This is a genomic window from Pseudalkalibacillus sp. Hm43, assembly GCF_054170705.1.
This window is the reverse complement of the sequence record NZ_CM135129.1, coordinates 413,385-430,689: the sequence shown is the minus strand read 5'-3', so window position 1 is coordinate 430,689 and position 17,305 is coordinate 413,385. Positions and strand designations below refer to the sequence as shown.

15 protein-coding genes and 1 other RNA gene are annotated in these 17,305 nt (G+C 42.4%); 1 reads left to right on the top strand and 15 read right to left on the bottom strand.

Translation table 11 applies throughout. The features are described 5' to 3' along the window. Window positions 1-35: 35 nt before the first annotated feature. The 5 genes from ACXQIQ_RS02265 to ACXQIQ_RS02245 form a co-directional block, all read right to left on the bottom strand. Window positions 36-254 carry a hypothetical protein gene (locus ACXQIQ_RS02265; protein WP_439300350.1) on the bottom strand — a complete coding sequence of 73 codons (219 nt, stop codon included), beginning with the start codon at window positions 252-254 and terminating at the stop codon, window positions 36-38. An 82-nt stretch (window positions 255-336) separates the two neighbouring features. Beyond that, the gene (locus ACXQIQ_RS02260) at window positions 337-1,215 is read right to left on the bottom strand and encodes an alpha/beta fold hydrolase (RefSeq protein ID WP_439300351.1); all 879 of its coding nucleotides are present in this window, start codon (window positions 1,213-1,215) and stop codon (window positions 337-339) included. A 451-nt stretch (window positions 1,216-1,666) separates the two neighbouring features. Next, complete coding sequence (parC, locus tag ACXQIQ_RS02255; RefSeq protein WP_439300352.1) at window positions 1,667-4,102, bottom strand: DNA topoisomerase IV subunit A; 2,436 nt, start codon at window positions 4,100-4,102, stop codon at window positions 1,667-1,669. Between the two features lie 4 nt (window positions 4,103-4,106). Beyond that, entirely contained in the window at window positions 4,107-6,080 is a 1,974-nt protein-coding gene (gene parE, locus ACXQIQ_RS02250) for a DNA topoisomerase IV subunit B (protein ID WP_439300353.1), read from the bottom strand. A 280-nt stretch (window positions 6,081-6,360) separates the two neighbouring features. Continuing rightward, window positions 6,361-6,771: a CoA-binding protein gene (locus tag ACXQIQ_RS02245; RefSeq protein ID WP_439300354.1), complete on the bottom strand. Its 411-nt coding sequence runs from the start codon at window positions 6,769-6,771 to the stop codon at window positions 6,361-6,363. A 201-nt stretch (window positions 6,772-6,972) separates the two neighbouring features. On the opposite strand from ACXQIQ_RS02245, the gene ACXQIQ_RS02240 reads away from it, so the two are divergent. Next, on the top strand, window positions 6,973-7,098 hold the full coding sequence (locus ACXQIQ_RS02240) for a hypothetical protein (protein WP_439300355.1): 126 nt from the start codon (window positions 6,973-6,975) through the stop codon (window positions 7,096-7,098). Between the two features lie 25 nt (window positions 7,099-7,123). On the opposite strand, the gene ACXQIQ_RS02235 is transcribed toward ACXQIQ_RS02240, so the two are convergent. The 10 genes from ACXQIQ_RS02235 to ACXQIQ_RS02190 all read right to left on the bottom strand — a co-directional run bounded on the left by ACXQIQ_RS02235 (window position 7,124) and on the right by ACXQIQ_RS02190 (window position 17,197). Further along, window positions 7,124-8,647, bottom strand: a complete 1,524-nt coding sequence (locus ACXQIQ_RS02235) for a carboxypeptidase M32 (protein WP_439300356.1) — start codon at window positions 8,645-8,647, stop codon at window positions 7,124-7,126. Window positions 8,648-8,818: 171 nt separating this feature from the next. After that, window positions 8,819-9,004: a hypothetical protein gene (locus ACXQIQ_RS02230; protein WP_439300357.1), complete on the bottom strand. Its 186-nt coding sequence runs from the start codon at window positions 9,002-9,004 to the stop codon at window positions 8,819-8,821. A gap of 56 nt (window positions 9,005-9,060) precedes the next feature. Then, window positions 9,061-10,209, bottom strand: a complete 1,149-nt coding sequence (locus tag ACXQIQ_RS02225) for a THUMP domain-containing class I SAM-dependent RNA methyltransferase (RefSeq protein WP_439300358.1) — start codon at window positions 10,207-10,209, stop codon at window positions 9,061-9,063. Between the two features lie 231 nt (window positions 10,210-10,440). Continuing rightward, window positions 10,441-10,835: RNase P RNA component class B (rnpB, locus tag ACXQIQ_RS02220), an RNA gene on the bottom strand. Between the two features lie 86 nt (window positions 10,836-10,921). Then, a complete protein-coding gene (gpsB, locus tag ACXQIQ_RS02215; protein ID WP_439300359.1) occupies window positions 10,922-11,230 on the bottom strand; it encodes a cell division regulator GpsB in 309 nt (102 codons plus the stop codon). A gap of 101 nt (window positions 11,231-11,331) precedes the next feature. Continuing rightward, a complete protein-coding gene (locus tag ACXQIQ_RS02210) occupies window positions 11,332-11,901 on the bottom strand; it encodes a DUF1273 domain-containing protein (protein WP_439300360.1) in 570 nt (189 codons plus the stop codon). A 154-nt stretch (window positions 11,902-12,055) separates the two neighbouring features. Continuing rightward, on the bottom strand, window positions 12,056-12,322 hold the full coding sequence (locus ACXQIQ_RS02205) for a CotD family spore coat protein (RefSeq protein ID WP_458026077.1): 267 nt from the start codon (window positions 12,320-12,322) through the stop codon (window positions 12,056-12,058). Between the two features lie 388 nt (window positions 12,323-12,710). After that, window positions 12,711-13,958 carry a ribonuclease H-like domain-containing protein gene (locus ACXQIQ_RS02200; protein WP_439300362.1) on the bottom strand — a complete coding sequence of 416 codons (1,248 nt, stop codon included), beginning with the start codon at window positions 13,956-13,958 and terminating at the stop codon, window positions 12,711-12,713. Continuing rightward, window positions 13,942-16,236, bottom strand: coding sequence for a DEAD/DEAH box helicase (locus ACXQIQ_RS02195; protein WP_439300363.1), 2,295 nt, complete (start codon window positions 16,234-16,236; stop codon window positions 13,942-13,944). The genes ACXQIQ_RS02200 and ACXQIQ_RS02195 overlap by 17 nt, the downstream gene beginning before the upstream one ends. A gap of 133 nt (window positions 16,237-16,369) precedes the next feature. Further along, window positions 16,370-17,197 (bottom strand): STAS domain-containing protein, encoded by an 828-nt coding sequence (locus ACXQIQ_RS02190; protein WP_439300364.1) that lies wholly within the window; start codon window positions 17,195-17,197, stop codon window positions 16,370-16,372. Window positions 17,198-17,305 lie beyond the last annotated feature (108 nt).

Genomic DNA, 17,305 nt, shown 5'->3' with positions numbered 1-17,305 from the left:
TTGATTTTACTAGTATGTAATAACGAAAAAGAGGATCATTTTGCCTTCATTTTTCCCTTTGTGTGGTAACCATCTTTCTTTCCCTTATTTACGATCCAATCTACTGCGCTCACAAAGTCTTCCGCTATCACATCCGGAGTTACCTTTCCCCATTTCCCATAGTACTTCGAACCTCGGTATTTTTCAGAAGCATCCATACCTGAACCGGTCTTGACTAAGATCTTATAACAACCTGCATCCTCTGCAGCGACCATATCAGTCCATCGATCACCCTATCGTTCCATCCCTGTCTATGAATACTGCTTGGAACAAGCTTTCCACCTCCATATCTCGTCATCATGAGTAGTGAACTTGTAAAAATGACATGATCTCTTTGTTCATTTCGATGAGATGATCACCCGAAGGAAAATGTCCCATTTCAAACCCTATGAAAGATTTCAGATTAGGAATGATTTCATGAGCTTCAGCTTTTAAATTCTTTTCCGGAAAGAAAACATCATTGATCCCAGCAATGACCATAGTAGGGGCATGAAAATTCGTTAGATCGTCCCTCGAAGTAAGTTTCGGCATGTCTTGTTCTAATCGAAGATGCTTGAAAATATCACCGATAATTTTATGATCTACCTCTTTCATGGAGTGATCAGACATGGTATCCGTTATCCTTCTCAAATAGGTGTCTGAAGAAGTCATCTGGAACATAAGAAGAGGTATGAGAATCCTTTTTATCATATCGTACTTGGATCCCAAGCGAATGCCTGCTGGAGAAACCAATATTGCACTTTTAATCCGCTCTGGAAAATAGGTAGCCAACCGTAAAATGATCCCTCCACCATAAGAGGGGCCAATGAACGCACTACTAGTGGTTCCGAAATGATCCATCAAGTCACTTACCCAAATTGCAAAACTATCATCTTTGGCAGATATACGTACTTCGTCACTATAACCGGGGTGTCCGATTGTATCTGGAGCGTATACTCTGTATATATCCAATAATGGCAAGAACCAGGACAATGTCATCGGGTTGATGCAATTGCCCCCTTGTAAGATGAAAAGAGGTTTCCCATCAGAAGGTCCACCTACCAAAACATGTGTATTTCCAAACCGTGTCATGACATGTTCCCGCTCGAATTCATGTTCAAAGGAAGCCATATACGATTCATAGTGTTCTTCAATGTGTTTTTTACCTTTTAAGCTTTTATAAATTGACTTTCCCAACGTCTTTTTCTCCATTCCCTAGTGTTTTACATAAATATACGGACGCTATAATTTACTTGCACAACCCCTATTGAAACTAACCGCAAATTGGGGTGAGATAAGAGCTTGTTTCTCGAATACAAGTGTTCTTTTTGCCAAAATCCTTGTACGTTTCTCGAAAATAAGGATGCGTTTCTCGATATTAGGAATGTGTTTCTCGAAATTAGAGCTAGGTTTTGCCGAACAGTTCCTTCTTACTACAAAAGAACCTCTATCTAGTTTTTATTTCGATTTTTAATCGAAGCGGAAATCGCTACAAGAAAAATGATAAAGAAAAAGACACCAACCCCGATCAGAATTGAAAAAATGTCCAAACGAATCCCCCCTTACGAATTACAGGATATGTATCTAGTTTAACAAACCTCATAAGAAAAAAAGCTACCTAAATACATAGGTAGCCTGACATACTATGTTATTCCTCTTCTTCTCTTTCCACTTTCCACACTTCCGTAACTGGGCCTTCTGAAGTGACATCTATCATGAAGGAACCGTTATTATAACGATCAGCTGGACGTAGCTGTGCAGGATCAACGGTTTCTTCCTTCCCTTTTTCTGCCTTCATGATGATATAATCCTTGTCTTGGACATGTATGACTTCAACCACCCTATGTGGATTGTTTTTCAACTCACGTAGCATGACTACGCCACGTTTCGCTCGGGTTGTTTTCTCAAATTCGTTTTCCAATCGCATTTTCTTGACGGCGCCGCGATTTGTAACCAACACCATCTCTGTTTTCGATTCCTTATCCTTGATAAAGCCACTGACGACATAATCACCATCTTTTAGATTGATCGCCTTGACACCTGCCGCTCTTTGTCCAACGATACTGATTTCTTCTTCTTCATACCAGAGACCATAACCGTTTCGTGTAGCAATGAAGACTTCTTGCTGACCATCTGTAATATAGACATCTACTAACTCATCATCATTTTTCAATTTAAGGGCCATGAGCGGTTTCGAATATCGTTGTGCTTTATAATTACTCAATTCGGTTCGCTTCACCATGCCATTTTTTGTAAAGAACAGGATGAACTCATCGCTTTTGAATTCTTCAATGACCATTGAATCGATGATGTATTCGTCTCGATCGATCGAAACGATGTTCGTGACGTGTTGACCGGCATCTTTCCAACGAATATCCGGCAGCTCGTGAACAGGTATGTGCAAGTAATTCCCTTTGTTCGTAAAGATCAACATCGTGTTGGTCGTATTGGCGTTGAACGTTCTCAGAACCCGATCGGTCTCTTTCATCCCAGGCGGTTCACCATTAGATGCTGCATAAGAACGGGGGCTCGTACGCTTCACGTAGCCTTCTTTCGTGACAGAAACGACGACATCTTCTGATGGAATCATGACTTCCAAATTGATTTTGATTTCAGAGATTTCCGCTTCTATGACGGATCTTCGGTCATCTGCATACGTTTTCTTCACTCTTGATAATTCTTTTTTGATAACGGAGAGCAACTTACGTTCACTGTTCAAAATGGCAAGCAATTCTTGAATCCGCTTATTCAGTTCTTCCGCTTCTTTTTCGAGTGTTTGTATATCCGTATTCGTTAATCGGTAAAGCTGGAGCGTTACGATGGCTTCTGCCTGTGGCTCCGTGAATTCAAACTGTTGTATCAAGTTTTGCTTAGCATCTTTCTTATCTTTCGAACCACGGATCGTGGAGATCACTTCGTCTAAGATTGAAATGGCCTTGATCAAACCTTCAACGACATGTTGACGATCTTGTGCTTTCTTCAGCTCATAGTTGGAGCGGTTCGTGACCACTTCACGCTGATGCTGGATATAAGCATCAATCAATTGTCTCAAGCCCATCAATTGTGGGGTACGGTTGTGAATCGCAACCATGTTGAAGTTATACGATATTTGCAGATCAGTATTTTTGAAGAGGAAATTCAATACCCCTTGTGAATCCGCTTCTTTTTTCAATTCCACTACGATTCGAAGACCAGTACGATCGGTCTCGTCACGCACTTCAGAAATACCGTCCACTTTTTTATCCAATCGAAGCTCGTCCATACGTTTGACGAGGTTCGCCTTGTTCACTTCATAAGGAATTTCGGTAATCAAAATTTGCTGACGTCCACCTCGTAGATCCTCAATTTCAGTTTTTGCACGGACGACAATTTTTCCTTTACCTGTTTCGTAGGCTTGTTTAATGCCGTCCACGCCTTGGATGATTCCGCCAGTTGGGAAATCAGGACCTTTGATGACCGTCATCAATTCGTCCACGGTGCATTCCGGATTGTCGATCTGCATGGTCACAGCATCAATGACCTCACCTAAATGATGAGGTGGAATTTCAGTTGCGTAACCGGAAGATATCCCTGTGGAACCATTGACGAGCAAGCTAGGAAAATGTGCCGGTAAGACGACCGGTTCTTCTTGTGTGTCATCAAAGTTCGGTGTGAAATCAACGGTATTTTTCTCGATGTCTTTTAACAGTTCGGAAGCGATCGGTGATAGCCTTGCTTCGGTATAACGCATCGCAGCTGGCGGATCCCCGTCAATACTACCGTTATTTCCATGCATCTCAACCAAGACGTTCCTGACTTTCCAATCTTGACTGAGACGGACCATCGCATCATATACAGACGTATCGCCGTGTGGATGGAAGTTCCCGATCACGTTACCGACTGTTTTAGCCGACTTCCGGTACGGTTTATCTGACACATTGCCATCCTGATACATGGCATAAAGAATACGTCGTTGTACAGGTTTCAAGCCATCTCGCGCATCTGGTAGTGCACGTTCCTGAATGATGTATTTACTATACCGGCCAAAACGATCGCCGATGATATCTTCTAATGGTAAATCTAAATATTTCTCTGCATTCGCCAAAACATTACTCCCCCTCAACTACAGCCAAGTTCTCGTTTTCTAAGATGTTGGTTTCTTCATCCAGTCCAAAAGCGACATTGGATTCAATCCACTTACGTCTCGGTTCGACCTTATCGCCCATTAATACGGATACTCGACGTTCCGCTCTCGCGATATCTTCAATTTTCACACGGATGAGTGTACGGGTCTCCGGGTTCATCGTCGTTTCCCATAACTGATCCGCATTCATCTCACCAAGACCTTTGTAGCGTTGAATCGTATATCCTTTTCCGACTTTTTTGATGGCTTGTTTGAGGCCGTCTTCATCCCATGCATATTCGATGACTTCTTTCTTGCCTTTTCCTTTGCTCACTTTATAGAGCGGTGGTAAGGCGATGTACACTTTACCGGCTTCAATCATCGGTTTCATGTAACGATAGAAGAAGGTCAACAGCAATACCTGGATGTGGGAGCCGTCTGTATCGGCATCTGTCATGATGACGACTTTGTCATAATTGGAATCTTTTATCGTAAAATCAGCCCCGACACCTGCACCGATGGCATGGATGATCGTATTGATCTCTTCATTTTTGAAGATATCGGCAAGCTTAGCCTTTTCGGTGTTGATGACTTTACCTCTGAGCGGAAGAATCGCTTGGAATCGTCTGTCGCGCCCTTGCTTGGCAGATCCGCCTGCAGAATCCCCCTCGACGAGATAGAGCTCATTCTTATTAGCATTACGAGATGATGCTGGCGTCAACTTACCGCTCAGCATGGAATCTTTACGATTCTTCTTTTTGCCGTTCCGAGCATCCTCACGTGCTTTGCGAGCGGCTTCACGTGCCTGAGAAGCTTTGACAGCTTTACGAACGAGCATCTCACTTACTTTCGGATTTTCCTCAAGGAAATAGTTGAGCTGCTCTGAAACGACCGCGTCAACGGATGATCGAGCATCGCTCGTACCTAGTTTGCTTTTCGTCTGACCTTCGAACTGAAGTTTCTCTTCAGGAATCCGAACCGACACGATGGCAGTTAAGCCTTCTCGGATGTCCGAACCATCAAGATTTTTATCTTTTTCTTTCAGAAGTCCGGTTTTCCGTGCATATTCATTGAACACGCGTGTCATTGCCGTTTTGGAACCAGACTCGTGCGTTCCACCATCTTTCGTCCGTACGTTGTTGACGAAGGATAGCATGTTCTCGGAGTATCCATCATTGAATTGAAAAGCGAATTCGACTTCTATGGCATTCTGGAATCCCTGAAAAGAGACGACAGGATGCAAGGTATCTTTTTCTTCGTTCAAATAATTGACGAATGCTTCGATTCCCGTATCAAATTGGAACTCCACTTTTTCATTATCATTATCTCTTAGATCATGTAATTCGATCTTCATGCCTTTCAAAAGGAAAGCAGCTTCTCGAAGACGCTCACTTAACGTTTCAAAGTTGTATGTCGTTGTAGAGAAAATACTCGGGTCCGGTTTGAAGTGTACGATTGTACCGGTTTTTCTAGTTGTACCGATTTTCTCGAGCGTCGTTGCTGGTTTTCCACCATTCACAAACCGTTGATGGTATATGACGCCGTCTCGATGGATGGTCACTTCCAACCATTCCGAAAGTGCATTGACGACAGATGAACCCACACCATGTAGTCCACCACTTGTTTTATATCCACCTTGACCGAATTTCCCCCCGGCATGTAAGACGGTAAAGATGACTTCTGGTGTCGGTTTACCTGTTTTGTGCATACCTGTTGGCATCCCACGTCCTTCATCCACGACGCTGATGCTGTTATCTTTATGTATCTTGACAGTGATGGCATTCCCATACCCAGCCAATGCTTCATCGACTGCATTATCTACGATTTCATATACGAGATGGTGTAATCCCCGGTTATCTGTACTTCCGATGTACATACCAGGTCGTTTGCGGACAGCCTCAAGACCCTCCAGAACTTGAATGGCATCATCATTATATGAAAGCTGTTCTCTTGTAGCCAAAACCCTCGTGCCCCTTTCAAAACTCAGACAAACATTTTTTAATTGTATCGTATCAGAACATTTGTTCACATACAACGTTTTACTTGTTACATTGTTCATCAATAGTATCGGTTATACATCTATTATCTTTTATTCATGCCTGCAATGAACCATTATATCATAAGGCTTAAGCCGTTCTAATCTTATATTACCATTCGTTTTGCCCGTTTTGAGTGGTTTTCATTCAATTTTCCTTTTGAAAGCCAAAATGAACCACTCTGCGTGGAGTGGTTCATTACGTTTACATGGATGCGTGTTCAACCTTAATGCAACGATCCATGATGACTGTCGTTTTTGTATTTTCTAGCATGTTCGCAGCTTCTTCATTAAATATCCCTAATTGCGCCCAGAACACATCAGGTTGTAACTCTTTCGCCTCTTCAGCAATGGCCGGAAGTTCTTCGCTACGTCTGAAAACATTTACGATATCAATAGGACCTTCCACATCTTTAAGTGATGGGTAAGCTTTCAACCCCATGGTTTCTTCAATTGTCGGATTGACAGGAATGATTTCATAACCGTTGTCTTTCATGTAGCTGGAAACCTGATAAGATGTCCTTTCGGGTTTATCAGATAACCCAACAACAGCGATTCTCTTTTTCGTTTGAAGAATGTCTTTTATTTTCGATTGATCTGGATTTTGAAAAGCCATTGATACCACTCCCATTGAAATGTATTTAATTCTAACCTTTCACGAAACGCCCTTTTTCAAACATCCTCCATATAATATTCGTGGTGATGTAATGGATTTCCTGCTATTACAGGCACTTGTTGGTTCCACTTTTTCTTACAGCAACATATATTGTAATCAACTAAATAAGTTGCTCTAATGCAAAAAATGGAGGGAATATTCATGTCTAACCATATCAAGAAGAAGTTATCATACTATACTTGTTTGCTGAATGTATTATCCATCATCGATGAAAAAGAAAAAGAAGAGATCTTGATGAAGATCCAACAAAGAAATCCCCACCTCTAAAGGAGGAGATGGGGATTCTTTAAGTTTAGCCGATTTTGTAAACGCCTCGGTACTTATCGGACAGATACTGGATTAAATGTTCTGCGTTCAATCCTTCTCCTGTCACTTCTTTGATGATTTCAATCGGTTTTTTCATTTTACCGTGTTGATGCACATTCTTCGTCAACCATTCTTTAATTGGAAGAAGGTTGCCTTCCTTCAGTTTTTGATCGAAGTCAGGGATGTCTTTCAACATTGCATTTTTCAACTGTGCAGCATAAATGTAGCCTAGTGCGTAAGACGGGAAGTAACCGAAGTCTCCACCAGACCAATGGATATCCTGAAGTACACCTTCTGCATCATTTTTCGGTTCTATTCCTAAGTACTCCTTCATCTTGTCATTCCAAACTTCAGGAAGGTCCTTCACTTGGATTTGATCGCTGAAGAGTCCCTTTTCGATTTCATAACGAAGGATGATATGGAGCGGATATGTCATCTCATCTGCTTCAATACGAATCAATGATGGTCCGGCAACATTGATGGCCCTATAGTAATCATCCATCGATACGTTGTCGAACTGACCGTTTGAATAGGATTTGAACGTATCATAATTGTTTTCCCAGAAAGAGTAGTTTCGTCCAACGAAATTCTCCCAGAATAGGGATTGGGATTCGTGGATCCCCATGGAGGTACCTGTACATAATAGTGTTCCAATCAAGTCTTGACTGATGTTCTGCTCATAAAGTGCATGCCCGCCTTCATGGATGGTACCGAATACAGCTGTACGAAAATCCTTCTCATCATACTTCGTGGTAACACGGACATCCCCAGGGTTCAAACCGATTGCAAACGGGTGGTTCGTCGTGTCCAATCGCCCAGCCTTGAAATCATACCCCATTTGCTCTAGGACATGCATGCTGAATGCCTCCTGTTGACTTGCCGGAAAGTGATCAAATAAAAAGGAGGTATCCGGTTGATTTTTGGAAGCGACTACGTCCTGTACAAGCGGTACGATTGCTTCACGCAATTGATTGAAGACGCGATCGATCGTTTTGACATCAACACCTGGTTCGTACAGGTCAAGCAATGTATTGTAAGGGTGTTCATTATATCCCCAATAACCCACAAAGTTCTTTTTGAAATTGACGAGCTTCTCCAAATAAGGTTGAAGCATGGAGAAATCAGAGTTTGCTTTTGCCTCTTCCCATACATTCTCCGCTTTGGATTGGGTAATGATATATTCTTTGTATTCCGCCTCCGGAATTTTTCTGTTCCGTTCAAACTCTTGTTTTGCCTCTTCAACGGCACGTTTAGTGACCGGGTTTAAATTCGGATGTAAAGAATCATCTGATAAGGCATCCAGACATTCTTTCATTTGGTCTGATGTGGACAACTTGAAGACTTCAGATGATAACATTCCGATTACTTCTGAACGTTGTTCTACACCTTTTTTAGGTGCCCCTGTTCTTAAATCCCATACCATAAGACCGATTGCTTCGTTATAGCTTGTAATTCGTTGTGTAAGCTCATGGAACTTTTGTTCTGACTTATGTACTGTTGTATTCGTCATATGTAACAATCCCTTCTATATACCAGTATCAAAGTGCTCCATCCTACTAATTAGACGAAAATCGAAAAAACCCTTTTAAGGACCAACATCTTTTAATAATTTTAGAATTAAGTACGGTACGTGAAATTTAAAAAAGTGTCTGGTCCCTCGGGAGGTCAGACACTTCCTTTTTCAATCGTATAAGTTGGAGTATTGGCTCATTCCACTGTGGTAACCTGTTTCATGTGAGATGGCCTGGTGCAATTGATTTTTAATTTGCTGACAGGTTTCCGTGTAACAAGGATCTCCATTGTTGATATGTTCGAGCGCTTTCATCGCTTTCGAAACCCTTTCGAGGTCTGTGAATCGTTCGTACATAAAGGAACCACCCTTCTAAGTCTTTCTTAACTTAGTATGGGTGGTTTCCGTCATCCTTAAACCTCGACGTGTTTTCTTGGCGGTTTTTTCCCGAAGTATTGATAATAATGGCATTTAAGATCCCCATTATACAGTTTTCTTTTCTTGGAAGCTTTCTTGCCATACAAGCCTTCAAAACCTTCATGTGATGTGAGTATATAGAGCGACCATGTGTCCAGTGCACCGAACACCTCGCCTAGTTCACGATAAAGCTTTTCTACGTAATCTCGTTCATTCAGACGCTCTCCATACGGCGGGTTTCCAATCACATATCCGTACTCTTTCTTGGTGCGAAAATCTTTCATCTGCATTTGTTTGTATGTGATGTCTCCCTTTAATCCCGCTTCGTCTGTATTATTCTCAGACAGCTCAATCATCTTATGGTCGATATCGCAACCCATGATATCTACAGGGAGGTCGAAGTCAGCCACGTCGTGGGCTTCTTCAACTGCTTGATACCAAAGTTTTTTATCAAGCCAGGACCAATTTTCAGAAGCGAATTCTCGATTGAGCCCCGGTGCGATTTTTTTCGCGATCATCGCCGCCTCAATCGGAATGGTGCCAGAACCACAGAATGGATCCAGGAAAGGTCGATCAGCTCGCCAATTCGTCAATTGAATCAATGCCGCTGCCAATGTTTCCTTCAATGGTGCTTCATTGTGCAAGTAGCGGTACCCACGTTTATGAAGTCCTTCACCACTTGTATCCATCGTGAGTGTAGCGATGTCTTTATGCAAAGCGACTTCTACACGATAAAACGCACCGTCCTCTGGGAGCCAGCCAGAAACACCATACGTTTCCTTCATATTTTCGACAATCGCCTTCTTCACAATCGCCTGACAATCAGATACACTGAATAGTTTGGATTTCACTGAACGTCCGATGACAGGGAATTCTGCATCCTCTGGTAAGTAATCTCCCCATGGTAAGGCTTTCGTCTTCTCGAACAGCTCTTCAAAGGAAAGTGCCTTGAACGAGCCGACTTGCACTTTGATCCGATCAGCCGTCCTTAGCCACAAATTCAATCGTGGAATGGCCCGCTCATCTGCCTCGATGATGATTTTCCCGTTTTCAACCTGTACGTTTTCATATCCAAGTGCTTTCACTTCGTTTGCTACGATGGACTCCAGCCCCATTGCTGCAGTCGCAATCAACGTTAAATTCATTAATAAAGACTCCAATCCTATGTATGTTCATTCCCATTATACCCGAAACATGCAAAAATGCTTCAAATCCAACAACATAATACTGAATAACAGTTCAAGGGTCATTCTAAAAAGGTGATTTAAAGGAAATTCACAATCCTCCCACGGTCAACTTTGGAAAGGGAGTGAATTTCTATGAAAATCAACGACAAAATAAAAAAAAGCCCTTTTAAGTGGGCTTTCGGTCTATCGTTTTGTAAGCCATGTTCTGTTCCCAGTACTCATGCAGAGCAAGGCTCCTCGTACGTGGGTGGTAATCATCTATCTCCAGATGTTCTCCAACATCTGCTCTTCTCTTCGTTCAATTCCTCCGAGAAGACTCCCCTACCGTAATTTGGGTTTCTCGCTCGTGGGGTTTACCTCGTTCCACTCCTGCAGTTTCCTGAAGGACTTCGTCACTGTGGCACTTTCAAAGTATTCACACCATATCCGAAGACGTAGGTGTTTTCCTTGCCGTTACTCCAGTCTTGACCAGAGTACCCTAACTTATGAATTCATTAGGCACGAACACTACAGTCATCTCAGACTGTGCGAGCATGGACTTTCCTCTATACCTCTCAAAGGAGGTACAGCGATTACCCAAACGATATGACCGCTAGAGTCAACTTCCATTATACATGACGCTCATCACGTTTTCAATGTAAATAATAACCAGAACGAATGTAGCCTTGGATCAATCGTACAATTTGCTACCGAAAACATGCTTTTCCAAATTGGATAAGCGTTTCAAAATATCATAATTCGTGATTCCAGCACCGTTGCTTTGCTGCCTTGGCTGTTCTCCTGCACGTTGGACTTCTTTACGCAGTTTATTGTTTTCTTCTGTCAAACGGTCGATTTCCTTTTGGAATTGTTCATAATCTTTGATGATAAGATCGAGAAATTGATCGACTTCATCCTGGTCATAGCCTCGAAAGCCCGACTTGAAGTCTTTTTCTAAAATTTCCTTTGATGTTAATTGAACACGTTTGTTGTTATCCATATATACCGTCACCCCGTTAGTACTTTATAATATCATAATGAGGAAATGCGCTAAGTTCTATCAAACATTATACCAACTTCCAAGAAATATTCATCTAATGTTTATGTTGCCCAATCCTCTGTGTTTGATTTCTGTTCTTCAATATAGTCGTTCACATCAAAAAAAGAAATCGATAATATAGGATATTCGTTACCCGCTTCCTGATATTTGTGCGCAGTCTTCAAATAATATTCAGGACTCCCTGATTGATCAGGATCGTATAGCACAAGAAGTGCATCTGTCTTATCAATGATGAACTGGTTACATGCTTGTAGTTGTCCCGGATTTTCATAAGGTTTTTTGGATACACTGTCCACGAAATCCGCACCTTCAAGAATCTGATGATAATATTCTTGCGATGCTTCTTTCCACTTGTGTTCTTGTTCCTCGAATGGTGTCAGGACTGCCAATTGAAGTTCTGGGTATTGCTCCTTCAGTTGCAGGACAACTTCACCAGCCCAGAGCTCGACCCCTTGCTGTCCTGTCATGACCACCCATTCTAATCCTTCTTCTATCAACTGGATCAGACGATTTCTCAAGACTCCTTGTATGTATGGTACAGCTTCATGCTTATTTGAAAATATGCCGAGTTCATGCGCTTTATACCCTGTCACAGCTACTACTTTAATCATCCCTCGACTCCTTTTCTCTTATAGGGAAATGGACTCCCTTCTAGTGTATCACATTTTCCATTGCCAAAATTGTAGAAAAAAGACAAATCCATCATGTTTTTGAAAATAGGAAAAAGAAAAACGAACCGAAAGAATTCGGTCCGTTCATACACCTTTACCACCAAGGGCGAGGTCCTTGACCATAACCTCCACCATAGCCGCCTTCATAGCCTCCGCCATGTTGACAACCGCACTTTGGCGGAACCATACAATGTTTATGATGGGTCTTACAACAAGACTTTGTACAATGTTTCTGCATATGCTTATGCTGGTAAATGTTGTGGTGTACGTGTTCTTCGATTACTGGATGGATATGCGGCACGACCTTATAATGACAGAAATGCTTGACACACTTTTTGGGTGGATGGACCACCGGGCACATCATTTGAGGCTTATTATATTGCATCCCATAGATTCTCCTTTTGAATTATTTACTGCTTTGTAGTTAATGTATGAGAAACCTATGAGACTTGTCTGAGGCAACCGCCTCGTTATCCCCCTCATCTGATGAAAATGGTCAAGCACCTACGTTCATGAAGTATACGGTCAGGCCGATCATCAAAAAGAATAGTGCAACTAACATCCTTCTCAATGTCGGATTCCCCCTAAAAATGTTATGATCCATTCATAATAATAGGGCGTTTCGACATTTTTTTCAATATTTCTATGACAAAAGTCTCTAAACATGTAAAAAACCCCGGTATAGCGCGAAAAGAATCGGTTTTTGCGCTTACCCGGGGAATATTTCATTTGCATTATTTCCTCAATTTTCAGCTTATTTTGCCTTCCAAACGCTCAATCCTTTTACAATAGGACAATCGATCCTTTTCATCGTTCCTTCGGATGATACGGTTTGCATTTTTCCAGGTATCATACCCTTTCTGTGCAAAATGCAATGCTCGTTCAAAATCCTTATGAGTATGTTCATAAATCTTGGATAATTCAATGAAAGCTTCTGGATCCTCCTTTTCACCAAGGACCTCTTTCCACAAGACCTCTGCTTGCGGAAGATTCTTTTCCTTCTTATAGAGGCGTGCCAACGCTTTTTTCGCTTTGAACGATTGTGTGGATTCTTTCAATTCAACATATCTTCGCTTGGCTTCTTCAACATCCTCCACTGCTTCGAACCATCGAGCGACTTCATATTGCTCAACAGCACTCAACGTTTCTTTCCCTTGTCCAATCAGCACATTGGATAAGTGAGTATACAATGCAATCAACGTCAGTACATCGAGTTCATTATGCTCAAAGACACCTTTCAGAATGGCAGGATCCTTCTCTCTTAAATATTCAAAATAGAGCATCGGAGCCAAATATCCTGGTGTGTCCTCTTTCCGTTCTATATTCAATATTTCTTGTTCGACATTTGCTAGACGCAACGATTCATAAGACTTTTTCCATATTCGTCGTGAAGCATGAAGTAAATCGAAATGTCCGAATGAAGGGAGTTTCGGTACCATGTCTCGGACAAATGTATGTCTTGTCTTCACTTGCGGCCAATCAAATGCCTTTCCATTGTATGTCACCAGATTGCCCATATCTTGGACATCGGTCAGAAAATGGTGGTAAAGTGCTGTCTCATGGCCAGGACCCGGGAGGAAATATTGCCTGACCTGGATTGCGTTTTCCATGATCCTCGCGACGCCGAGAAGGAAAATCGTATTTCCCGCTCCAGTACCCAATCCGGTCGTCTCCGTATCAAAGAACAACAAGTCCTCTGCTTTCCTTCCAGCTGAAGAAAGCGGGTGGGACTGATTCCAATCATTCCAAAGCGATACGGAATCATACAAATCCGCTACTCGATAGGGGCCGATTTTATGGTTGCAATCATACGTTTTCTCCCGGAGTATACAGTACTGATCTTCGAATGTCGCCTGGATCGCATCAAATGAAGTCCATGCAGGATCTGTCTTTTGAGCAGGAGAAACCTTTCGAGCAGTATTTTCCATATTCTGCTTATCTGTTCCGACATGCGTGAGCTCTTTTTTAAAACGATTCAATTTATTTTGTAAAGACATGTTTCGAATCGTTCCTTCCTTCTGATAAAAATCGTAATGCCAATCCTTTGATGTCAGTAGCCTGCATCTCATTTCCGACACAGGACGGACATCCTTTCTCACAAGGGCACCTTTTGATGACTTGCTCAGCTTCACTGAGAATTTCGGTAATATGTTCGTACACGTATTCGCTCAGACCGATCCCTCCTGGATAACGATCGTAGAAGAAAATGGTAGGCAACTGAGAGTGGGAAGCTTTCACTTGCGGAACGACATGCAAGTCACTAACATCACACATGACGAACAATGGTGCAACGTGACGCATGACATTGGATATACCGACGAGCCCTTCTTCCAATTCCTGTTCGGATAGCCCTTCTACCATTTCTTGCGGGAAGCTGATCCATGTCGCAGATGTATGAAGTTCTTCTTCCGGCAACGATATCGGACCTGAACCGATATTTTCATGTGTACCGAATTTGATTTTCTTGAAGATCGTCGCCATCGCGTTGACCGTAACATCTCCAAACGCCACATCCATTCGAGGATACCCTTTCTGTTTGTCCTCTTCCAACACTTTCAGTGAAACAGCTAAGTTCGCATCCGTATAGTAATCGACATCCACCTCCCTGATGAATGCCTTCTTCTCTTCATAATCGAGCTTTTCCACCTGGTACTGGATGCCTTGGTGTAGATAGATCGCTTCTTCATGTAAAAGTGTCATAGAGCTGAACCGATCCATTTCTCCGATGACCTTGACGTTAGCGACGTCCGTCTGGTCGATGATGACGACGTTCTCCTGGGATGCAGAGCGAAGGCTGATGTTATGAGCAGGGAAAGAATCATTCATCCAGTACCAACGATCCCCTTGTTCGTGCAGGACGCCTTCTTCTGTTAGGAAATACATGATTTCGTCTATCTCGACGCCATCGAATGTTTCGTCATTTCTGAACGGTAGCTCATAAGCTGCACATTTCAGATGGTCTACCAAAATCAATAAGTTATCTGGATTGATTCTTGCTGTTTCCGGGTTTCGATTGAAGAAGTAATCCGGGTTCTGGATGATATATTGGTCGAGTGGGGATGAACTTGCCACCAACACGACAACAGATTCACCCTGTCTTCTTCCTGCACGGCCGCCTTGTTGCCATGTACTTGCGATCGTACCTGGATATCCGTTCATGATACAGACTTGAAGCTGACCGATATCCACGCCAAGCTCCAAGGCATTTGTGCTGACGACGCCCATTACTTCGCCGCTTCTCAACCCTTGTTCGATCTCACGCCTTTGTTTCGGTAAATAGCCTCCTCGATAGCCTCTGATCGATTTGTTTCCGATCTTCCGCTTGATCAGTTCCTGAAGGTAGGTCAATAGGATTTCCACTCGCACTCGACTTCTTGCAAAGACGATTGTCTGAACTTCATTTTCCAAAAACAAAGAGGCAAGCTTTTTCGATTCAAGAGTAGCACTACGCCGAATGTTGAGAGGTTTGTTTACAATCGGAGGATTATAAAATACGAAATGCTTTCTTCCCACTGGCGCACCGTTGTTATCGATGAGCCGGACTTGATTTCCCGTCAGATTCTCCGCCAATTCTTTAGGATTGGCGATGGTGGCGGATGTACAAATGAACGTAGGATGACTTCCATAATAAGCACATATCCTCTTCAACCTGCGGATGACGTTGGCTACGTGACTCCCAAAAACCCCTCTGTATGTATGCAGTTCATCAATGACAATATATTTCAGGTTCTCAAATAGGGATACCCATTTCGTATGATGAGGAAGAATCGCTGAATGCAGCATATCCGGATTGGTCATGACGACATGACCTGCCTTACGGATCACTTGCCGGATATTCGATGGTGTATCCCCATCATACGTATAGCTTTTGATATCCAATCCGATTTCTTCAATGAACTCATTCATTTCACTTTTCTGATCCTGTGCCAGCGCTTTCGTCGGGAACAGATAGAGCGCCCGACTGTTTTCATTCTCCGCTACCTCTTGCAAGACGGGTAGATTGTAGCAAAGGGTCTTTCCAGAAGCGGTAGGCGTTACAGCTACGAAGCTTTCCTTGTTCCTTGCCGACTCGAAAGCTGTAGCTTGATGTGTATATAAAGAATTGATTCCTCTTCTCTCTAGAGCATGACGAATTTTCGGGTGTACAAGCTCTGGAATTTCAACAGATTTGCCTTCTTTTTCGGGCAGTGTTTTCCATTGCGCGATGTTAGCTGCGATCGTATCATCCTGATTCATCACTTTCAGAATCTCATTCAAATCTTTTCTGAATCTCATACCGTTCACTCCATTCTCCCTCCATTTTATCGAATAAACGTTCGTAGGAAAAGGGATACCTACAAGAATGGTAAGAATGTCTCTCCATACAAAAAAGCACCAACATTTAGGGTGCTTTCAAGATCTAGCGATATTACTTACTTAAAGCGATAGCAAGTTTTGAAGTCATGTTGATATCTTCAAAATCGATGCCTAGTTGAACGGCAGTCTGAGCGATTTCCGGACGGATTCCGGATAAGGTCGTTTTGACACCCAACAATTTCAGTGCACTGATGAGTTGGAATAACTCATGTGCCACCATCGTATCCACCATGAACACACCGGATAAATCAACGTAAAGATGTTCGATGTTCCGGTCTGCACATTGTTGTAACGTACTATCCAGTATGACTTTTGCTCTGTGTGTATCGATGTCCCCGACTAAAGGAAGTAGACCTCTGTTATCAGAAAGGTCAATCACTGGAGAGCTCAATTCGTTGATCATTTCTTTCTGGGCGTTCAATTGATCGTTCAAATAGTTGTTCTTCTCCTCAGTGAATCTCACCATCGCAATGTCAAACTCTTTTGCAATCATATCTTTCCATAACTGAATCTGTGAAGATGAATACTCACCTGGATGCAATTCTACGAATTCATCAATCAGATCCATGTATTGCTTTCGGACTCGGATGAATTCACGCATGATGAAATGAGTTGGTGTTTCGAGATGCTCTTTATCTCTGGCGACACTGACCACCCATTCTTCGAAATCCCTGAAAAATTCTTTCTCTTCTACATTGAAAATTCGAATGAGATTCGTGTGGAAATCATAATTTTGCTTCTTCAGGTTTTGGATTACATCAGGGTCGCTTGATGCGTAAACCCCTGAGGGATCACTTTTATCTAATGATTCATACCAATCATCTGTTAACTGGGACGCTTTCTCCATAAGGAATGTATATAGTTTTTCATTTCGTTGCATCTCAGAGACCTCCTACACGTCATATACCTATCTACAACTAATATTAAACCTTATGACAGAAAACTACAATTTATTTAAAATGAAAAACGACCCCAAACGGGCCGTTCA